This is a genomic window from Mesobacillus maritimus (genome assembly GCF_023715205.1).
Taxonomy (GTDB): Bacteria; Bacillota; Bacilli; order Bacillales; family Cytobacillaceae; genus Mesobacillus_B; species Mesobacillus_B maritimus_C.
The window spans coordinates 282,319-301,371 of record NZ_JAMBNR010000003.1; the positions used below are offsets into that span (position 1 = coordinate 282,319).

The following is a 19,053-nucleotide window of genomic DNA, read 5'->3' on the forward strand; positions in this document are numbered from 1 at the left end:
TTAACGACAAAAAATGATAGGAATCCATCATCCAAAAGTAGTGTACGTATAAATTAAAACTGCAGACTCTTTCATTTTCTTACAGACTGTTTCCCCTATCAGTTCGTTTTTTATCATAAAAGATATGAAAAGTGCCTTTCCTGAAAATAATAGAAGAAGCGAACCATTTTAATCATTACGGAAATGCTCTTCCGTATAAATTGAAATGATTCAACCTCTTCTACCTGGTTCTTCTTAATCTTCTTTCTTGGCCGCTGCTTCCGCTTTTGCCTTCGCCTCTGCTTCTGCTCGTGCTCGTGCTTCTGCTTCTGCTTCTGCCCGTGCCTTCGCTTCTTCTTCGCGTTTGATTTGCTGTGCAGTCGCGACAATATCGCTACCAATGTTCTCTAATTTTGTAGATAAGTTGGCGATTTCTCTATTGATGCTATCAATGGTTTCGTTGATATACATCATTTCTTTCGCTTGCCAGCCCTGATTTAAACTTCCTTTTACTCCGTTTAGTTGATTTTTCACATCATGAAGCGTTGCCGCATAACGACTCAACTTCCCTGCCTGTGCTTGCGCTAGGCCCACATTGATCCCCATATGTACACCTTCTTTTTTCCAATTAAACTAGTTATTTACTATTTATATCTTAACGATTATAACAATGATTCAGTGTGAAAATAAAGAACTTGGGGAGTCGTTCTTCAGGGGAAAATGGGTGTATGAAGATATTCAAACATAATTATTTAGGTTTAAAGAACTAGATCTATCGAAGGTGACAAGGTATTAAGACTTAACTTTTTCACTGATAAACAATAATCCCTCGCAAAAATTAGGCTTTTTTACCCCTTTTTATCAAGTAATAAGTTTTTACCATTTATATAAAATCAATACTAAATCCACAAAATCTTCAAATAAAAATAGCCCTTCTACCTATTTCTAATTTCTTGTTTGGGATATCACTTTTTAATTCTATGACTATTGACTACTAAAATTAACTTAATCTGTAAGTTTCACAAGTAGAAAACAGGATACAGAGCTTGTTCAGCTAGTTTTAACAAAGTATTACAAAGCTTTAACGTTCCGTTAAGAATAGTCTGATAACTTTTAATAGGGAGATGGGACAAAGGACAAGTGCATCCCATAATACTAGGAGCTGGAGGAATGGAGAATGAATTCTAGCAATAACGGAATGAACAGACGTGATTTTTTAAAAGTTGGCGGAGCTAGTACATTAGCGCTGGCACTCGGAACTACTGGAATTTCATCACTCGGGGGAATCGCTACGGCATCTGCAGCAACACCAACCAATCCAACGAGTGGTTTTGGTGGATATGGTCCTCTCGTAAAGGACCCAAATGGGATACTTGACCTTCCAAAAGGATTTCATTACAAGATTATTTCAAAAACAGGCGATCCCATGTCCAATGGAGACTTAGTTCCTGCGATGTTAGATGGTATGGCTGCGTATAAGGGAGAGAAAAACACAACGATTCTTGTCCGCAACCATGAAAATAGTACAAACTCGCAATATCCTGTTAACGGGAAAAACCCTTGGAGTAAAGGCGCAGCTGGTGGTACAACTGCATTAATTGTTGGCCCTAACCGTGAAGTCATTAAAGAGTACGTCACAAGTTCCGGTACAATTCGGAACTGTGCCGGCGGAGCAACTACTTGGGGAACGTGGTTAACTTGTGAGGAAACACGTAATATGGGACACGGTTTTGTGTTTGAAGTCAATCCACTTGACCCTGAAAATGAAATGTCACGTACTCCGATTCGTGACATGGGTTATTTTTCACATGAAGCATGTGCTGTTGATCCGGAAACAGGCGTCTGGTATTTAACAGAAGACGCAAGTCCAAGCTTCCTTTATCGCTTTACTCCAAATGATCGAAGCCAGACGCTTGGCTCACTGCAAAAAGGCGGCAAATTAGAAGCATTAGCCATTGATGAACTTCCTGCATCTAAAGCGAGCACGTTTGAAAGAGGCCAACAGTTTGGTGTCGTATGGAAAGAAGTCAATCCTGAGCGCGCCCAACAAGATGCGAAAGATAAAGGTTGTATTCAGTTTAGCCGCTTAGAGGGGGCTTTCTTTTCCGCAGGTGTGTTCTGGTTTGATGATACAAGTGCGGGAGATGGAAGTCTTGGCCGAGTATACCGCTACTTTCCTGCCACGAATACACTAGAGCTTTTCTATGAATCGACAGATAAGAACGACTTAGAGATGCCAGACAATATTTGTATGACGCCATGGGGCGACCTTTGGATCGCGGAAGATGGCGGTGGCAACGACAGAATCATCGGGATGACCCCTGAAGGAAATGTGTATACCTTCGCTGAAAACACGTTGAACGGATCGGAGTTTGCTGGCCCTACTTTCTCTACCGATGGCAACACATTCTTTGTGAACGTTCAAACTCCAGGGATTACGTTTGCGATTTGGGGACCATTCGCCCGCCGCAACGCTGCCCGCCAACGAGCCATGGGATATGCAGCACCTCCTGCAAACCTTGGACCAGTCGTCTCTGATAAGCTTGCAGCTTTCGCTGAAGACCAAGGCATGAGCCTACTCGAAGCCGCTGCATTAGAGCGCCACGGCATGCCAATCCTTTAACAGTTGGTAAATTCCTGGAAGGTGCCTGGCACCTTCCAGAGAACTCCCACTTAATTCCCATAAAAATGGATGGTGCCAGGCACCATCCAAAAATTAGGAGGTTAAATGATGTTGCAGAATATTGGGGTTCCTGGGTTGATTTTGATTTTGGTGCTGGCGTTGATTATTTTTGGTCCTTCGAAGTTGCCTGAAATTGGGAGAGCTTTTGGAAATACCTTAAAAGAGTTTAAAAAAGCCACACGTGACTTAGTGAATAACGAGGAAGAACAGAAACCTACGAAGGAAAAAGTGGTTTTATCCGCTGTAGATGGTTCGGACGTTCAGAAGCAGGCTTAAACCCAACCAAATTAGGAATGGTCATTGTCTGACCATTCCGCTATAAAAAAATACATATTTAATGTCTTCACAATGGAAAGGAGAATAAACATGACCGTAAAAATTGCGTACAAACAAAAAGGAGAAAAGAAAGAACAAAAACAGTGTCAGAAATGCGCAAAGTGCCGTCTTTGTGCGCAGAAAGTAGCAAAATAATCACCTCAATGGTCCTTGCAGACGATTCAAACCCCCGATTACTTTCAGCGTAACAAATGCTTAGCCCTGAACATAAATTTCATTTTTTACATAAAAAGGGTGCTTACCTTTTAAAGAAGCATTCTTTTTTTATAACGCTCTTTTCTCAAACTTTTTTGCTTTTAAATATAAAGAATAAGAGAATTAGCTGTGTTTTCACTGGACAGCAACTTTAAATTCAGGAGAAAAGAGCCAGTAAACTTAGTATGAACGCATAAAATGGCTTATCCCACGTTAAAATCGGCTATAGGATTTTAACAACAATCTTTACGAAAATAGCCTTTTATGAACTCAAGCTAAGCAACATAAAAAACCAGCTTCCGATTGGAAACTGGTTTGTGAGTTCTACCATTATGTACAGCCGCATTTGCCGTAATGTTAGATAAGAAAGTTTTAAACCACCACTCCTCAAAGTGGGTGTTCGCAGAAACCTTCCTGCCTGTCCTCTTTGTCATATAGACGGAGGCCTGTCAATTCAGTTTCGATGTAAAACTCCCTATTACAGCTTAAAGGTTAAAACTTAAATACGATTACGAACAACGCAGCTTATGTTTATATAATACCCAATGTTGGGTAGAGAATCAATGGAAATAGGTGGTGAATTAAAAAATATTTTCATCTTCCCACTCAAATGTGATCTCTCCACCTATTTGTAGTTGTGCAACTTTCCATAAATCATCCTCAGCAATCTTTCCAATCGTAGCATAGCCACCAACCGTTTGCGCATCTGTCATTAATATAATCGGCTGACCGCTATTAGGTACTTGAACGGTTCCAAATTGAGTCGCTTCTGACAACAAGTCACTACTTTTACGAAATTCCAACTTTGGGCCATCTAAAAGATACCCCATCCGGTCACCAGCTTTTAGCGTATAGGAAGACCGGATAAATTGGTCAAGCGCATCTTTCGTAAAATAATCCAAATGTGGGCTTCTCCAAACACTTACATTTATGTTTTGTTGGTATTTTGGAATTTTCGCAGGTGAAAGTCCTCTTTTAAATGTACTTTGTGCAGCTTGATTTGCATATAAGATCTGCTCTTTTGTTAATATGGTTCCAAGCTTGCCTTTTGGATAAACCGAAGCACTCCCTAGAAATCTTTTAGCACGGAAGCCCCCTTCTGGGATTAAATAAGCAATGCTTCCTTCAACCATCCTCGTAAATTCTAAAACCTGCCCTTTATAGATAGGAACCGTTTTCCACCTTGGACATGGTTCTCCATCCAATTTTGCGCCTAGATCTGCACCAACTAGAACAATCCGATGGTCGCTCAATACTTCAAACTTTTGGCCTCCGAAAAAAAGTTCAAGAGCTGGCGGTTTATCTTTGTTTCCAAGAATATAATGGCCCAAATTAAACGCTTTTTTATCCATTGCTCCTGAAGCAGGAACACCATATCGCTGGTAGCCAAACCTACCTGAATCTTGAATCGAACTGTAGGTACCGGGGCTATTCACTTTTAACAGTGGAATCATTTTAAATTCCCACCCTAAGAACTTTGATTTCTTCGTTTTCCAATGCCTGGCGGATTTGCGCAGTATGCTCAGCCACATTTGCACCATCGCCGTGAAAACAGATCGTATCTGCCTGTAACCGGCACCATTGACCTGACTCTGTTTGAACCCGTTGATGAAGAAGGATTTGTTTTACTTGCTCAAGAATTTCAGCAAATGTAGGTAAAACCGCATGAGGTTGTTGCCGCGAGACTAACTTTCCTTCATCCGTATACCGCCGATCAGCAAAAGCCTCTGCAGCCGTTTTTAACCCTCGCTGTTTTCCTGCCAAAATCAATTCACTGTTGCATAATCCAAATAGAATTGATTCCGGCGCCACATCATATACTGCTTCCGCTATCGCCTCCGCAATCTTTCTGTTTACAGCTGCTGCATTGTATAAAGCTCCATGTGGCTTTACATGTTGTAAGGGGACATCGTAAATTTTACAAAACCCCTGCAAAGCACCAATCTGATATATAACCATTTCGTAAATTTCTTGTGGTGTCATCACTAGCTCTCGTCTTCCAAACCCTTGAATGTCCGGGTAACCTGGATGAGCTCCTACTCCAACGCCTTTTTCCTTCGCAAGCTTTACTGTTCGACTCATCACATGAAAATCCCCAGCATGAAAGCCGCACGCAATATTGGCCGAAGTGATATGAGATAGCAACTTGTCATCTTCCCCAATTTTATAGGCACCAAAGCTTTCACCGATATCCGCATTTAAATCAATTCGCATAAAACTCCTCCTCTTCCCGTTTATCTTTTCTTAACCTGCAGTAGGGTTCAGTTAATGAAATCGTTAATCAACATAGGCTGCTGCTTAAGTTGTTTCTCCATGGTGTAAAATTCGTGCTCGCTAATTGGTTGAAAAGTCAGTTGGTCGCCCGTTTGTAGCAAAAATGGTTCCTTCCTGTCGGGGTGAAATAAATCTAGCGGTGTTTTCCCAATAATGTTCCAACCTCCCGGGCTTTCTAATGGGTAGATTCCTGTTTGCTGCCCCCCAATTCCAACCGTCCCTTTTGCAACTCTTCGTCTTGGGCTTTCGAGTCGCGGTGTCGCAAGCTTTTTATTTAACTCGCCTAAATAAGGAAAACCAGGTAAAAAACCGATCATATAAACGGTATATACAGTCTCAGCATGCATGTTTATGATTTCTTGCCTATTTAAGTTCGTATGGTTGCTGATTCGTTCCATATCCAAACTAAATTCTTCATCATAACAGACCGGAATGCTAACCTTTCTAGATATGCTTAATGGTTTATTTGTCTTTATGCACATTGTTCGATCGACTTCCAGCCATTTGGTTAAATAATGGTCAATAACCTTGTTTATGTTTTGGGGAGCTTTTTTAAAATAAAGTGTTACGGTGTGATAACTGGGAACCCATTCTTGAAGGAGCATGTCTCGCTCCTGCTCCACAAGCCTTGAAAAGTGAAGCACCTTTTGATACGTTCCCTGGTCCAGCTTGTCTCCGAATTGAAAACGAAGACTTCTTTCCCCCGTTCGCATCACCAACGGCAAACGGTTTTGCTCATCTTTACCTTCTGTCATCCGTTTCCCTCCATCCCCCGGTGTTTATAGCTTGAATCCTACAAAAATATTCGAATCTTTTCAATAGTTAAATCAGACAGGTTCCCAGAAAACTGGATGGTGCCTGTCACCTGGAATTGAACTGGAAGAACCTAAACATACACATAAGGAATAAGGAAAATAATGTGGTGTATAAAGGAGGGATTGTTCATCGAACAATAAGCTTATTGGAAATTTGATTGGAGGAATGCAGGATGGAGAATCAAAACCGACAGCAACAGATGAATCAGAGTCAGAGTCAAAGTCAAAGTCAAAAGCAGAACAACAAGACACAACCAAGTCCGCTAGACGGTCAAGTACATGGTGGAATAATGGAGTCTTTTGATCAATTCGCTAATGTGATTAGCGGAACGGTTGGCAACCTCACCGGTAATGAAGCACAAGAAGTGCCTCAACAAGGGCAAGGGCAAAGTAAAAATCAATAAGTTCTTACATCCATATATTTTGATCCGTTTACCTTCAAGTACAGGTGTTGGCTCTTATTTTTGTTCCATTAGACTAACCTATAAAACCAGCAAATACAGTCTATGCGTAAATTTGTATCACCCTATTTTGTGGTGAAATAAGTACCTGTCAGTTCGCTTTTTTGGGAGAAAATGGTTAGTGCCTGGCACCATCCATTTTCTCCCACCCCAAAGAATTATTATCAGAAATCCTTTTCTGATCTTTAGCCAAACGTATTTCCCCACTCCCAGACCCAAGAGCAGTGTCAATGCTAGGAAAAACCAACTTACTAAAGGATTGAACCGCGGGGTCGCTAGTTAAGGGGGCTGCTTTCTCCTCTACAGAAAAACCTACATAGAAAACAACCAAATTTCCGTCCTACTTTTATATACGTCCTCTTGTAGGAAAGAAGTCGAAGGGTAAATATTCTTGGTTAAGATAATCTTAATATCACCCCTTGAATTGGTAGGTTTCTTTCTCATTGCCGTCTCCGTTTACCGGAACTGCGCTGCCTGTTATGCCTTGGTCATTTAACAGCCCAATCAGTCGCTCTAGCTGCTGTCGGTCTGGCACAACGACAAAATTGTTCTGAAAAAAATTGAACTTTTTAAAGCGAAAAGTCAATTTATAGCCATTGTTGACACGGTCATCTAATCCATATAATTCATGCCACCGTATGATTTGTTCTACTTTGTACGATTCAATCTGTTTAGAAGAATAATACTTAGCATTCATAATCACTCCGTTCGGAAAAATAAATAAATTTCCTCGATGTGGAATCGCTTGAATCATAACAAAAAGGAAATAAATAACGTTAAAGAAAGAAGAGCTTAACCAATCAGTAAAAAGGATGATTCCCATCAAAACGGTCGCTAAAAATAAGACAGCCGCAGTCCCCCATTTAACATAAAGATAGGAGTTTTCTGTTTTTGAAAGTGGCTGCATTGCTTTCCATTCTGCGGGGATGAGTATATTATCAAACTCTTCCTTCAACTTTGGATATATAGCCTGATGAGCGATTTCAGCAGCTTTCTTCAAGTTCAACTGATAACTTACTATATAATAAACCGCAACAACAAAAATAACCCCATACACAACATCGAGCATGAAGCCAGTCCCCCCTCTCTTAAAGACTTCTATTCTGTTATTATGACATACATATGAAAGTGGGAAAACAGATTCCAAGGAAGCGGTTGGTAATTGTGGTAAAAAAATGGATGGTGCCAGGCACCATCCATTAAATTTCCATATTTGGTTTGCGTTTTTTTCGTCGGCCAGTCATCCATTTTGTGAGGTCGTCAAACATGCTGTAGATGACAGGGACAAGGAATAAAGTGAATAGAGTCGATACGCTTAAGCCAAAGATAATCGTTATCGCAAGCGGTTGTTGCATTTCGGCTCCTTCTCCTAAAGCCAACCCTAGTGGAATCATGGCAAGAACGGTCGTTAACGTCGTCATTAAGATTGGGCGCAACCTACTTCGTCCAGCCTCAACAATGGCTTCATTCCGTTCCATTCCACGGCCTCTTAAAATATTGATGTAATCCACCAACACGATTGAGTTGTTCACGACAATCCCGGCGAGCATAATGATTCCAATAAAAGCAGGAACACTCAATGGGATATCTGCAATAAACAAACCACCAAGAACCCCAATCACTGCTGTTGGCAAGGCGAACATGATAATAAATGGATATAAGAGGTTTTCAAACTGAACCGCCATCACGGCATAAACCAAGAAAATCGAGAAAACCAAAGCAACTGCTAGGTCAACGAAAGCGTCTGCCATGTCGGCCGCGTCACCACCTATGGTGTAGCTATAGCCTTCTGGGAAATTCATCGCATCAAGATGCGACTCGATATCCGATGTAACCTTTGCCAAGTTCCGTCCAGAAATATCACTAGTAACGTTTGCTTGTGGTTGCTGATTTTGTCTATGCAACGCTACCGGGCCTTGAGTTTCAATGAAATCTGCTACTTCGTCTAATGGAATTTGAGCACCTGATGCGGTTTGAATTTTCATATCCATTGCATCATTAATGGTGCTACGTTCACCCTCCGGATAGACGAGCACGACATTCATTTCTTGCCCTTCTTCACGATAACGTGTCGCCGTTTGACCCATAAATTGCATTTGAACTTGACTCATAATTTGCTCTTGAGTCAAGCCGTAAGACGCCGCTTTTCCCTCATCAATCACTATACTCATCTGGGGAACACCTTCGGATGCTCCAGTAGATGGATTTAACACCCCATCAATTGTGGAAATTTCCGCAACCACTTGATCGGATAACTCTCTTAAAACTTCATGCTCGGGACCATTTAATTCGATTTGAATTGGACTACCAGTGCTTAAGCCCGCATTCATTGCACTCGCGGTGATATCTGCCCCGGCAATCGATTGAAGTTTTTCATCCATTTCGAGCATGATATCGGTTGTTGATTGATCCCTTTCCGAAACTGGAATCAATTGCAGGGTATATGTGGCCTGATTGGATGAAGTTGGCCCCATCATGCCCATCCCACCGTTGCTCACCGTTACATAACTAACGTCCACCACATCGTCATACTCAGCGATGATTTCATTCACTTGCTCAACAATTCCGAGCATATAATCCGAATTTGTTCCGACCTCGGTCTCCACAGTAATTTGGGCTTGACCTTGATCCGCTGCAGGCATTAGTTCCGCACCAATCAAAGGAATCAACGCCAAACTTCCGACAATGGCTAAAATCGTAATAAATACAGTCGTTTTTCTGAATTTCAATATTCTTTTTAACCCGCTGCTATATCGCGTGCGAACCTTGTCAAGGAAGCGGTCAAACCAAGTGCGACGTCCATCTTTCTCCATTGCCTTTGACAACAACTTCGAAGACAACATTGGCACCAAGGTAATCGCGACCACAAGCGAGGCCACAAGTGAGAAGGCGACTGCTAATCCTAATGGCATAAATAGGTCTGAGGCAATTCCTTCAACAAACACCATTGGTAAAAACACGACGATCGTCGTTGTCGTTGAAGCAATAACTGCTGGAGCCAATTCAGAAGCACCTGTAATTGCTGCTTCTTTTAAACTGTAGCCTTTCTTTCGATAAGAATAAATATTTTCTAAAATAACTATCGAGCTATCAACCATCATTCCAACACCAAGTGCCAAACCACCAAGTGTAAGGACATTCAACGTCTGACCTGTAAAATACATAAGCGCAAACGTTGAAATCAGCGCAATTGGAATCGAAAGACCAATAACAAGCGTAGCTCTTACACTATTTAAAAATAACAGCAAGACAATGACGGCAATGACTCCACCAATTAAAATATTCGAAATAACAGAGTCAATGGACATCGTGATAAATTCAGATGTATCAATTAAAACCTTGAGTTCGACGTCGGAGCCCAACTCGGTTTCTAGTCCTTCTAGGCTATTTCGGATGTTGTTCGCCACTTCAACGGTGTTCGCATCCGTCTGTTTCATGACAGATAATACAAGCGAGGTTTCTCCATTCACAAACGCGCTTGACGTCGTCTCGTTAAAGGTATCTTGAACATCTGCGACATCTTTTAGTAGAATATTTGCTCCAGTTGGAGTTTTTATGATGGTTGAGCCAATATCCTCAACCGACTCAAATTCTCCTTTCACCCTTAACTGAAGATTTTGTTGCCCCTTATCGACCGTACCTACCGAACCCGATTGATTCGTGCTATTTAGCGCTTGAATGATATTCTGCGCATTCACACCATATTGCTGCATAGCTGCCAAATCTAACTCAATCTGAATTTCACGTTCTTTGGCACCCTCTACAGAAACCGATGCTACGCCACCTTGGCGCTCCAAATAAGGAACAATTTGCTCATTGCTCAATTCTGTGAGCTTAGCTGCGTCTTTTCCTGTTAACCCGATATACATCACCGGCATTGCTTCAGGACTGAATCGCAAAATAGTAGGGTCCCCTGCTTGTTCTGGCAGCATTCCTTTCACTTGATCAACCTTTTCTCGTACATCGAGAAGCGCTTGATCCAAATCCACATCATTTTTAAACATCATCATTACAAGTGAAGAACCTGCTTGTGATTGGGACTGAATCGTATCAATCCCTTCTACTGTACTAACCGAGCCTTCAAGAACACGGCTGATTAAATTTTCTACATCTTCTGGGGCGGCATCTTGATAGCTTGTGGCCACAACCGCAATCGGAAGGTCAATTTTAGGAAAAAGATCCACTGCTAAGCTGCGGACTGAAACAAAGCCAAGTGCGATGATGGCCAGCACAATCATAATGACGCCGACTGGACGTTTTACAGACGTTTCAACAAGTTTCACTTACTTTCTCCTTTCACGACGTTCACTTGAACGCCATCAGAGAGTGTCAGTTGACCTGTAACCACAAGTTGATCTCCTTGTTTGACTTCCCCTTTAATCGCAGACTCGACAGATTGCGTTTCCACAACAGTGACCGCTTGTTTTCTTGCTAGATTGTCTTCAACAATATATACATATGTTTCATCGTCTTCTTCAACAATCGACGCGGTTGGAATAATTACTGCGTCTTTTAACCGCTTTTCCGGAACAGCCAGTTCAGCTACCATCCCTGGTAAAATCTCTTTTTCTTCATTTTCTACTATTGCCTCAACTGGGTACAAACCGCTATCATCTGGCATCGTGCTAATAGAGGAGATTGATGCCTCATATTCTTTATTGTTGATGGTTGCCGTCATTTTTTTATCAACCTCAAACAAGTTCCGGACATCAGCTGTGACCGTGAAGTTCACCTTGATGGTTTCAAGGTCAGCTACAATCGCAAATGGCTCTTCATTTGAAACCGTACTGCCTTCGCTAGCCGCTAAGTTGGCAATCTCTCCGTCTTTAGGCGCGCGGATGTTTTGCGTTCCAACTTGGGTTTTAATTTTTGCGATGATTTCATCCTCTTCAACCTCATCACCATTGCTGACTTCTAATGAATCGATTTCACCAGGAGCTTGGAGAAGAATGGGCGTCGTTTGATTTGGAGCCGTACGTCCGAACAGGGAGCGTTCCAGGGTAAAATCTCCCTTCGTTGCTTCCTCCACTTCAACAGCAGCAATTCTTTTTTCCTCGCTAGCATCGGTTGAATCCGAATCTGCTCCTGAACATGCGGCTAACGTCGAAAGCATCAGCACCGCTGTGGCACTGAGAAGTATTTTTTTCATATAGGTTACTCCTTTCAATTGAGGGGATTATTAGGTGTTCTTCTATGGCAATAAGGTAATTTTTAAAAGCTTGGCTAACTCCTGGCATTCCTTCTGTACTTCAGGAAATTGGTTATAATGCGCGAATAATCCTTTTAGCACAACAGGCTGGCATTCGTCTTTTGCTAACTCCCCTTCTATGACTTGCATAACTTCCTGCAATTCATTCATTTTAGAAGCGGGAAGATTCATAGATTGTATTTTTTCCTTTAATTCCACCAGTAAACCATTCAGTTTTTTGGCGTCGGAGTCTTTGGTATGTACATAAATGGTTGGAACTTGGTTAGGAGAGAAAAGCGCAGACTCCTTCTCCATCATCCCAGTGACAAGATTGTCTAGCCTCTGAACGAGAAACTTTCCACCCTTTTTAAAATCAAACTCCACTCCCTCAAAGATCATCCATTTTAAGTAAGAGTGGAGCATGCCATCCATTTGAATCACTGCATCCATCAGAAAAGGTTGGATTTGACTGGCCCCATAGAGGTTTTCGATATTTCCACGTAACCAGTGGTAGTTATCCACTTTGATTTCTGTCGCCAGCTTCTCCAAACTCCCTGCAATTGTGATCTGCTCTTCCAAATGCATGATCAGAAAATCACGATGTTCATAGACATATTGAAACCAGTTGGCAATCTGAATGGCGAAACTTTCCCGTGGTTTAAGGTTTTCCTTTCTTACCTGCTCCATTTTCTCTTTCATTTGCGAATAAAAATACTGATAGGCCACAGCGATAAACTCTTCTTTTGATTGAAAGTAGAGATAAAACGCGCCTTTTGACACACCCGCTTCACTGGTAATTTCCTGAACCGAAGTCCGGTGATAGCCTTTGCTGGCAAATAATTTCATCCCAGCTTGGATCAAATTTCGTTTCTTTTCATTCATCAGCAACACCTACCTCAACATACGGTTTTGGTAAAAAAGCTGTCTTCATGGACAATTTGGTTTATCGTTTAACTTCTACAGCTAGCCTGTTTGCCCTAAAGTGAAACCAGTAGGCCAATTTCGTTAATGATAGAACGGTGCTCTGGATGCACAATCAATTTTCTTCTTTACAGGGCAAAAAGTAAAAGCAGAGTGCCAAGGGTAAAATAAGTTTTCTATAGAACTAATCCCATGGTTTGTTTACGGCTTAACCTGTCCAATGGTTTCTTTTTTTATTTGGAAAAACAGATATGACTAACTAGTCAGTCATAAATTTTTCACCTTTCGATCATATACAACTTCTAACCCTACTACAACTAAATGCATGGGTAGCATTTCAAAAGCTAAATTGGGAATAAACTGGATGGTGCCTGGCACCATCCAGTAATTCCCACCTATAAAGTTGGCAGGGTTATTTCAACCGTGGTTCCTTCCCCTACTTTGCTTCGATAGTGGATTTGACCATGATGTTGCTGAATAATTTTATGACAAATCATTAAACCTAAGCCGGTTCCTTTTTCTTTTAATGTATAAAAAGGCTCACCTAAGCGTGGCAGAAGTTCTTCCGGTATCCCGTATCCAGAGTCCTGAAAGCGGACCTGACATTGATCTTCTCCGGACTTCTTTAGTTCAACCCGAATTTCCCCTCCACTTGGCATCGCTTCCATAGCATTTTTTATAATGTTTAAAAACACTTGCTTTACTTGATTCTGCTCACAGGTAATGAAGATTGGCTCATCTGGAGCCTGAAATTCAATTTCAATATTACTCATAACAGCTTGAGGTGCCATAATTTCAAGTGTGTTTTCCACAAGCCTGCCTAGATTTGTTTGCGAAAGCGTTACTGCTTGAGGCTTCCCAAGCGACAGCAGTTCTGTTGTAATGCTTTCAATTCGCTCCAATTCACTTAAAACCAAATCATTGTATTGAACTGAGCCGCCTACTACCCTATTTAATTGTACAAACCCTTTAATGGTGGTAAGTGGGTTTCTGATTTCATGTGCAACTCCTGCTGCTAATTCACCAACAATCGAGAGCTTTTCTGACTGCAATAAAAGTTCCTCCGATTTTTTTCGTTCAGTAATGTCTCGACTAATATTGACAATATGTTTAACGCGATCATTTTCTCCCACAACCGGTTTACAGCGTGACTCGAATTCAATCCAATGTCCATCTTTGTGCTGTAACCGAAACTCAAGCGTTGAAGATTTTTTAGTAATAAACATTTTATCAATTGTCGTGAGAAACATTTCTTTATCATCAGGATGCAGCAAAGTGCCTAGCTTCATGTTCATAAAATGTGCACAATCATACCCTAGTACAGAGTGATGTGATGGTGATAAATAACTAATCTTTTTGTCTTCAGAAATGACTAAAATGAGGTCCGATGTATTTTCAGCAATCAGACGGTAGTTGGATTCACTTTCTGCAACCAACTTATACAATTTCGATAACTTTTGATTCATTCGATAAAGCTTTGCATACGATTCCAACAACACGGAACCGAGGATGACTGCAAAGAGAACAAACAACACGTATTCGAAGTGAAAAAACGGATTATCGACCATAATTTGAAAAACTTGTACTGTCAGTAAATAAAAACCTGTATAAACAATAAATAATGTACTAAGTTTTTTTATGAGACGGAGGTGCTTTATGAAAGGATAAGTGAGTGTGAATGCTAATAAAATACAAGACCAGCCGATTATCACTGGCAGCAAATTTCCACCTTCAATGAGTCGTGCAGCTAGTGCGAAAATCCCGGTCAAAAACCCTGGTATTGGGCCAAAATAAGTAAATACTAGAATTACCGGGGCATAGCGTAAATCATAAGAATACCCTTCTTGATGAATGGCCAACCTGACTAAAAGAAAAGAAACGACTCCTCCGTATAAACCAATCCATAACTTGTAGTGCTTAAGAGGTTGATACTGTTTATATCCTAGAAAAACTAGTGGCAAAACTACAAGCAACGAAAAAATTGCTAGATTGATTAGATAGTCCAATAAGTACAAATTACACTCCACCATTCTAGGAAAATTGTCAGATATTCTCCTATCTTAAAACACCTTCGTTCCATTTTCTATACTTATTTCGCTAAACTTATTCCAATTTTTTGTATAAATAGTGAAATTTAGTGATAAAGTTCTTTTTTATGGGGAGTCGACTGTCTTGTTTCAGTGTGATCAACTTTTGAATTACATTGTAGATGGGTCATTTTTCCCGTCTTTTAGAGAAGTTCTCATATCAATGCTCAGAAAGCTCGTTGCTTGGTAGTAAACGAGGATAGAAGAAGACATAGGTCCAATTTCGTACTTAAACGTTTGGGGAAGATAAATGGAGAAAAGAAAAAACCCTGCTCCTATAGAAAGAGCAGGGGCAAAATATGATAAAGAAAACGGTAATGAGAATTATATCATAGGATTCTACAAATCCCTAATCATTTTGCATACCAAATTTTAGAATCACGACGGCGAGGTGTTTACCAAAAGCTGGATGGTGCCTGGCACCATCCAGTTTTCTCCCAGTTAATCTCTATTAGATTAACTTAAATGAATTTAAAATCCTGCCAATGTATTAGGCGAGGAAGCTCAAGATGTTGATTATAGGATTGATCTTTCACATAAACTTTCAAAGATTCATTTCTCAAAGTCTCTAATACCTCTGGCTTATCGTCAAAATAATAGTCAAGCCTTAAGTCCCGAATAATTTCCACTTTCTCCGAGTCTTTCATTCCATAGTAAAATCGGCCTTCTTGTACAGGGAATCCTTGTTCAATCATCCACTTTTTCGTTCGCTCCCCATGTTCTTTTGGTCTTGACGTAATATAGTAGATTTCATGACCTTGTTCCGCCCACTCGTTCAGCTTTTCCAACGCACCCGGAAAAGCAGGGCAAGATGTATAATAGATCTCTTCTAATGATCCGTTCCACATCTGCTGCCCTTCTTCGTCACTCAAACCAAAAGGCTCATGAATTTCCACTCTATTCAAAGAGTGAAAAGCCTTTACATCAATGTTTTTCTTCAATTTATGATTATAAAGATGAAACGCATGCTCCCGTAAATTAATCAACGTATCGTCAATATCAAAACCTAATCTCATGTACCAAACACCTCTTTCCAGTAAAATGGATGGTGCCAGGCACCATCCAGAATCTGTTAACACTATGCTTTTGTGTAAACAGGATAGCCTACAATTTTAAAGTCTTTGCCAATCGGAGTGATGGTGGTATCTGCCAAGTCAATCGCGTCGCTCATTTCTGCGACTCCATCTCCTTCTAAAAACGTTGGAGCATTCTTTCCACCTACTAGTTTTGGAGCCATGTAGAGGACAACTTTGTCAATCAGCCCTGCTTGTAAGAACGCACCATTTACGGTTCCACCGCCTTCAATGAATACAGAGGAAACCAGTTTCTCACCTAATATAGCGACGACATCCTGTAAGTTGACTGTCTCCGCCCCACTTGTCACAAAAACAGAAACCCCCATATCCTCCAGCTTAACACGTTTTTCTGGATCATGTTTTTCACTCGTAAACACCCATGTCTCGGCTTTTTGATCGGTGACTACTTTTGACTCTAGTGGAATTCTTAAACTGGAATCCAAAACAAGTCGAATTGGATTGCGGCCGTTTGGTATTCTAGCTGTTAATTCTGGGTCATCATGAATCACCGTATTAACGCCAACCAAAATCGCCATATTTTCGCTTCGAAGTTTGTGAACATCCTGTCGCGCTTCTTCAGATGTAATCCATTTGCTGCTATTAGTATGAGTAGCAATTTTCCCATCTAAGGTCGAACCGGATTTCATCGTGATAAACGGTGTTTTTTCCACAATAAATTTGTTGAAAACTTCATTCATCTGGCGTGACTCTTCCTCACAGACTCCAGTAATGACTTCAATACCGGCATCCTCGAGGATTTTCACCCCATTCCCCGCAACAACTGGGTTAGGGTCTAAAGTGGCAATTACCACTTTCTTAAGACCTGCCTTAGCGATTGCCTCAGCACACGGACCTGTACGACCGTGATGGGAACATGGTTCAAGCGTGACATAAATGGTGCCACCTTTCGCCTTCTTTCCCGCCATTCGAAGCGCATGAATTTCCGCATGGGGCTCTCCAGCTTTCAAATGAGTACCAATCCCGACAATTCTGTTTTCATTCACGATCACCGAACCGACAATCGGGTTAGGGTCGGTCTGCCCTTTCATCGCCCGCGCATTTTGCAAAGCCAACTCCATATAAAACTCATGATTCATCCAGCCAACATCTCCTTTTTTGGAAGACAACTGGAAGGTGCCAGGCACCATCCAAGAAATTTCCATTTATTGTTTCAGGTGTCCTGACTTTTTGATTTTTGTTTGTAAGTAGCGTTCATTGTATTCGGATATGTCTCCCCATAATGGAGTACGCCCAGAAACAGGGAGTCCTGCTGCTTTTAATGCTTCTAGTTTTTTCGGATTGTTGGTAATCAAAGTAACGGGTTTTACAGGCCGTAGCGCTTTTAACACTTGGATGGCTTCGTCGTAGTCTCGTGAATCATCCTCAAATCCAAGTGCTTGGTTTGCCTCCACCGTATCATATCCATTTTCTTGAAGAATATAAGCCATAGCTTTGCTAAATAGCCCAATGCCACGTCCTTCATGATTTGCTAAGTAAAACAACGCTCCGGTTCCATGCTCGACCATCATTTTCATCGATTGACGAAGTTGGAAACCACAATCACAGCGTTTGCTTCCAAAAATATCACCTGTATGACAAATGGAATGCATGCGAATCAACGCATCCTCTCCATACTCAAAATCACCATAAACGAGTACGCTAGATTGTTGCATTTCCGCTAGTTTACTAGTCGACAACCGACGAATGACAGTCTCAAAATCCTCGATGACATCTTCTGTTTTCAACCAACTATACCATTTGAATTCTACCGTTTCCCCATCTAGTTTAACTGGGAGCTTAATCGGGCCAACCAAATAAATGGCTTCTTCTCCCGAACGAATCAATTGGATTTTATCTTCTAAAATCGAAAGCATATTTGTTTTTACTTGAACTTGTTCCATCTACGTTCCTCCATACCTCCCAATAACTACTCCTAGACGGAAGCAGGAACGGGAAAATTCTCTATATACGTTTCTTCTTTCAACCGTTGCATTTTTTGTAAGGTAAGCACTGCATCCCAACGCTGTGTTTCAAATTGTTTTAGCCTCTCCATGCTGACATCACCCGCTTGTAGCGCATCCACCAATAACTCACTCAAAACATTTGCATCAGCTAGTGCAGCATTAATTCCATACGCACCGGTAGGGCTCATCGTATGAGCTGCATCCCCCATAAGGACAACTCCGTCCTGCACCCATGTCTCACATTGAGAGCTATGGACATTTAATAAAATAAAATCATTCCAGGAGTGAATTTGCTTCCGTAGGCTGTTCTCCAAATCAGGAAACGCATCGATTGCTAACTGAAGAAAAGGCTCAAATGACTGCTTTCTTAAAAGCGGAAACGCCCCTTCCTCAATATTCCAACCAATTTGCACATAACCTCCTGCTTGGGTGAACAAAGCCAACTGCTTTTGTTGAATCAGAGCTTGGCGAATCGTCGGCTCCCAACCACTCGGGCTCTGAATTTTCGCCCAAAGAAGATCATATCCATGTTTATACGTTGAATACGGGATTCCGGTTAATTTACGAACTGTTGAAAACCGCCCGTCAGCCCCAATTACAACCTTACAATGGACGGTCACTTCCTGGCTATCTTTTTTAGCTTTTACAACCATATGTGAGTGATTTTCATCGTAATAGATATCGGTTACCTTAGCACCAATTTCTAAGCGATAATGAGGGAAAACTTGGGATTCCCCTAGCAAAATACTTAATAAATTTCGTTGAGGAACATGTATGCCGACATGGCGTTCATCACCACTTGGAGAAATGGTTTTAAAAGCTTTTCCATCCTGCCAGTACTCCACTCGCTCCATCAACAACAAACCTTCGTGTTCCACTTTTTCATATAAGCCATATTGACGTAAAATCGCTTCGCCTTCTTGATTCAAATGTTCGCCGCGGAATTCCTTATCGATTCCTGTATGTCGTTCAAGAACACTTACGGATATCCCCTGTTTTGCTAGCAATAGTCCTAACAACGCCCCTCCTGGTCCCGCACCAACAATACATACATCCTTTTCAAGTATCACAATT

Annotated in this window: 16 protein-coding genes and 1 other RNA gene; 3 read left to right on the top strand and 14 right to left on the bottom strand. The window is 41.3% G+C overall.

Going from position 1 to position 19,053, the window contains the following annotated elements; translation table 11 throughout:
* Positions 1 to 234 precede the first annotated feature (234 nt).
* Complete coding sequence (locus tag M3182_RS05895; protein WP_251426369.1) at positions 235 to 585, bottom strand: WXG100 family type VII secretion target; 351 nt, start codon at positions 583 to 585, stop codon at positions 235 to 237.
* A gap of 571 nt (positions 586 to 1,156) precedes the next feature.
* On the opposite strand from M3182_RS05895, the gene M3182_RS05900 reads away from it, so the two are divergent.
* Both M3182_RS05900 and M3182_RS05905 read left to right on the top strand, forming a co-directional pair.
* Positions 1,157 to 2,602 (top strand): alkaline phosphatase PhoX, encoded by a 1,446-nt coding sequence (locus M3182_RS05900; RefSeq protein WP_251426370.1) that lies wholly within the window; start codon positions 1,157 to 1,159, stop codon positions 2,600 to 2,602.
* Between the two features lie 108 nt (positions 2,603 to 2,710).
* The gene (locus tag M3182_RS05905; RefSeq protein ID WP_251426371.1) at positions 2,711 to 2,938 is read left to right on the top strand and encodes a twin-arginine translocase TatA/TatE family subunit; all 228 of its coding nucleotides are present in this window, start codon (positions 2,711 to 2,713) and stop codon (positions 2,936 to 2,938) included.
* A gap of 588 nt (positions 2,939 to 3,526) precedes the next feature.
* Here M3182_RS05905 and ssrS read toward each other — a convergent pair.
* The 4 genes from ssrS to pxpB all read right to left on the bottom strand — a co-directional run bounded on the left by ssrS (position 3,527) and on the right by pxpB (position 6,222).
* Positions 3,527 to 3,723, bottom strand: a non-coding RNA gene (gene ssrS, locus M3182_RS05910) — 6S RNA.
* A 51-nt stretch (positions 3,724 to 3,774) separates the two neighbouring features.
* Entirely contained in the window at positions 3,775 to 4,647 is an 873-nt protein-coding gene (locus tag M3182_RS05915) for a 5-oxoprolinase subunit C family protein (protein WP_251557381.1), read from the bottom strand.
* A gap of 1 nt (position 4,648) precedes the next feature.
* Positions 4,649 to 5,407: a LamB/YcsF family protein gene (locus M3182_RS05920; RefSeq protein WP_251557382.1), complete on the bottom strand. Its 759-nt coding sequence runs from the start codon at positions 5,405 to 5,407 to the stop codon at positions 4,649 to 4,651.
* A 47-nt stretch (positions 5,408 to 5,454) separates the two neighbouring features.
* Positions 5,455 to 6,222 (bottom strand): 5-oxoprolinase subunit PxpB, encoded by a 768-nt coding sequence (pxpB, locus tag M3182_RS05925; protein WP_251426374.1) that lies wholly within the window; start codon positions 6,220 to 6,222, stop codon positions 5,455 to 5,457.
* A gap of 233 nt (positions 6,223 to 6,455) precedes the next feature.
* Between pxpB and M3182_RS05930 the strand changes: the two genes are divergently transcribed.
* Entirely contained in the window at positions 6,456 to 6,686 is a 231-nt protein-coding gene (locus tag M3182_RS05930) for a hypothetical protein (protein WP_251557383.1), read from the top strand.
* 469 nt (positions 6,687 to 7,155) lie between these two features.
* Here the strand turns inward: M3182_RS05930 and M3182_RS05935 are convergent, their stop codons facing one another.
* The 9 genes from M3182_RS05935 to M3182_RS05975 form a co-directional block, all read right to left on the bottom strand.
* Positions 7,156 to 7,812: a hypothetical protein gene (locus tag M3182_RS05935; RefSeq protein WP_251557384.1), complete on the bottom strand. Its 657-nt coding sequence runs from the start codon at positions 7,810 to 7,812 to the stop codon at positions 7,156 to 7,158.
* Between the two features lie 130 nt (positions 7,813 to 7,942).
* Entirely contained in the window at positions 7,943 to 11,026 is a 3,084-nt protein-coding gene (locus M3182_RS05940) for an efflux RND transporter permease subunit (RefSeq protein ID WP_251557385.1), read from the bottom strand.
* Positions 11,023 to 11,892 (bottom strand): efflux RND transporter periplasmic adaptor subunit, encoded by an 870-nt coding sequence (locus M3182_RS05945; RefSeq protein ID WP_251426378.1) that lies wholly within the window; start codon positions 11,890 to 11,892, stop codon positions 11,023 to 11,025. The genes M3182_RS05940 and M3182_RS05945 overlap by 4 nt, the downstream gene beginning before the upstream one ends.
* 42 nt (positions 11,893 to 11,934) lie before the next feature.
* On the bottom strand, positions 11,935 to 12,813 hold the full coding sequence (locus M3182_RS05950) for a TetR/AcrR family transcriptional regulator (protein WP_251426379.1): 879 nt from the start codon (positions 12,811 to 12,813) through the stop codon (positions 11,935 to 11,937).
* A 434-nt stretch (positions 12,814 to 13,247) separates the two neighbouring features.
* Complete coding sequence (locus M3182_RS05955) at positions 13,248 to 14,867, bottom strand: ATP-binding protein (protein ID WP_251557386.1); 1,620 nt, start codon at positions 14,865 to 14,867, stop codon at positions 13,248 to 13,250.
* 533 nt (positions 14,868 to 15,400) lie between these two features.
* On the bottom strand, positions 15,401 to 15,955 hold the full coding sequence (locus M3182_RS05960) for a 5' nucleotidase, NT5C type (RefSeq protein WP_251557387.1): 555 nt from the start codon (positions 15,953 to 15,955) through the stop codon (positions 15,401 to 15,403).
* 62 nt (positions 15,956 to 16,017) lie between these two features.
* Positions 16,018 to 17,112 carry a bifunctional diaminohydroxyphosphoribosylaminopyrimidine deaminase/5-amino-6-(5-phosphoribosylamino)uracil reductase RibD gene (gene ribD / locus M3182_RS05965; protein WP_251557388.1) on the bottom strand — a complete coding sequence of 365 codons (1,095 nt, stop codon included), beginning with the start codon at positions 17,110 to 17,112 and terminating at the stop codon, positions 16,018 to 16,020.
* 66 nt (positions 17,113 to 17,178) lie between these two features.
* On the bottom strand, positions 17,179 to 17,916 hold the full coding sequence (locus tag M3182_RS05970) for a GTP cyclohydrolase II (RefSeq protein WP_251426383.1): 738 nt from the start codon (positions 17,914 to 17,916) through the stop codon (positions 17,179 to 17,181).
* Between the two features lie 32 nt (positions 17,917 to 17,948).
* Entirely contained in the window at positions 17,949 to 19,049 is a 1,101-nt protein-coding gene (locus M3182_RS05975; RefSeq protein ID WP_251557389.1) for an FAD-dependent monooxygenase, read from the bottom strand.
* Between the last annotated feature and the right edge of the window lie 4 nt (positions 19,050 to 19,053).

Coding starts and splice junctions, on each gene's coding strand:
- M3182_RS05895 (WP_251426369.1), bottom strand. CDS start 585: ATGGGGATCAATGTGGGCCTAGCGCAAGCACAGGCAGGGAAGTTGAGT.
- M3182_RS05900 (WP_251426370.1), top strand. CDS start 1,157: ATGAATTCTAGCAATAACGGAATGAACAGACGTGATTTTTTAAAAGTT.
- M3182_RS05905 (WP_251426371.1), top strand. CDS start 2,711: ATGTTGCAGAATATTGGGGTTCCTGGGTTGATTTTGATTTTGGTGCTG.
- M3182_RS05915 (WP_251557381.1), bottom strand. CDS start 4,647: ATGATTCCACTGTTAAAAGTGAATAGCCCCGGTACCTACAGTTCGATT.
- M3182_RS05920 (WP_251557382.1), bottom strand. CDS start 5,407: ATGCGAATTGATTTAAATGCGGATATCGGTGAAAGCTTTGGTGCCTAT.
- pxpB (WP_251426374.1), bottom strand. CDS start 6,222: ATGACAGAAGGTAAAGATGAGCAAAACCGTTTGCCGTTGGTGATGCGA.
- M3182_RS05930 (WP_251557383.1), top strand. CDS start 6,456: ATGGAGAATCAAAACCGACAGCAACAGATGAATCAGAGTCAGAGTCAA.
- M3182_RS05935 (WP_251557384.1), bottom strand. CDS start 7,812: ATGCTCGATGTTGTGTATGGGGTTATTTTTGTTGTTGCGGTTTATTAT.
- M3182_RS05945 (WP_251426378.1), bottom strand. CDS start 11,892: ATGAAAAAAATACTTCTCAGTGCCACAGCGGTGCTGATGCTTTCGACG.
- M3182_RS05950 (WP_251426379.1), bottom strand. CDS start 12,813: ATGAATGAAAAGAAACGAAATTTGATCCAAGCTGGGATGAAATTATTT.
- M3182_RS05960 (WP_251557387.1), bottom strand. CDS start 15,955: ATGAGATTAGGTTTTGATATTGACGATACGTTGATTAATTTACGGGAG.
- ribD (WP_251557388.1), bottom strand. CDS start 17,112: ATGAATCATGAGTTTTATATGGAGTTGGCTTTGCAAAATGCGCGGGCG.
- M3182_RS05970 (WP_251426383.1), bottom strand. CDS start 17,916: ATGGAACAAGTTCAAGTAAAAACAAATATGCTTTCGATTTTAGAAGAT.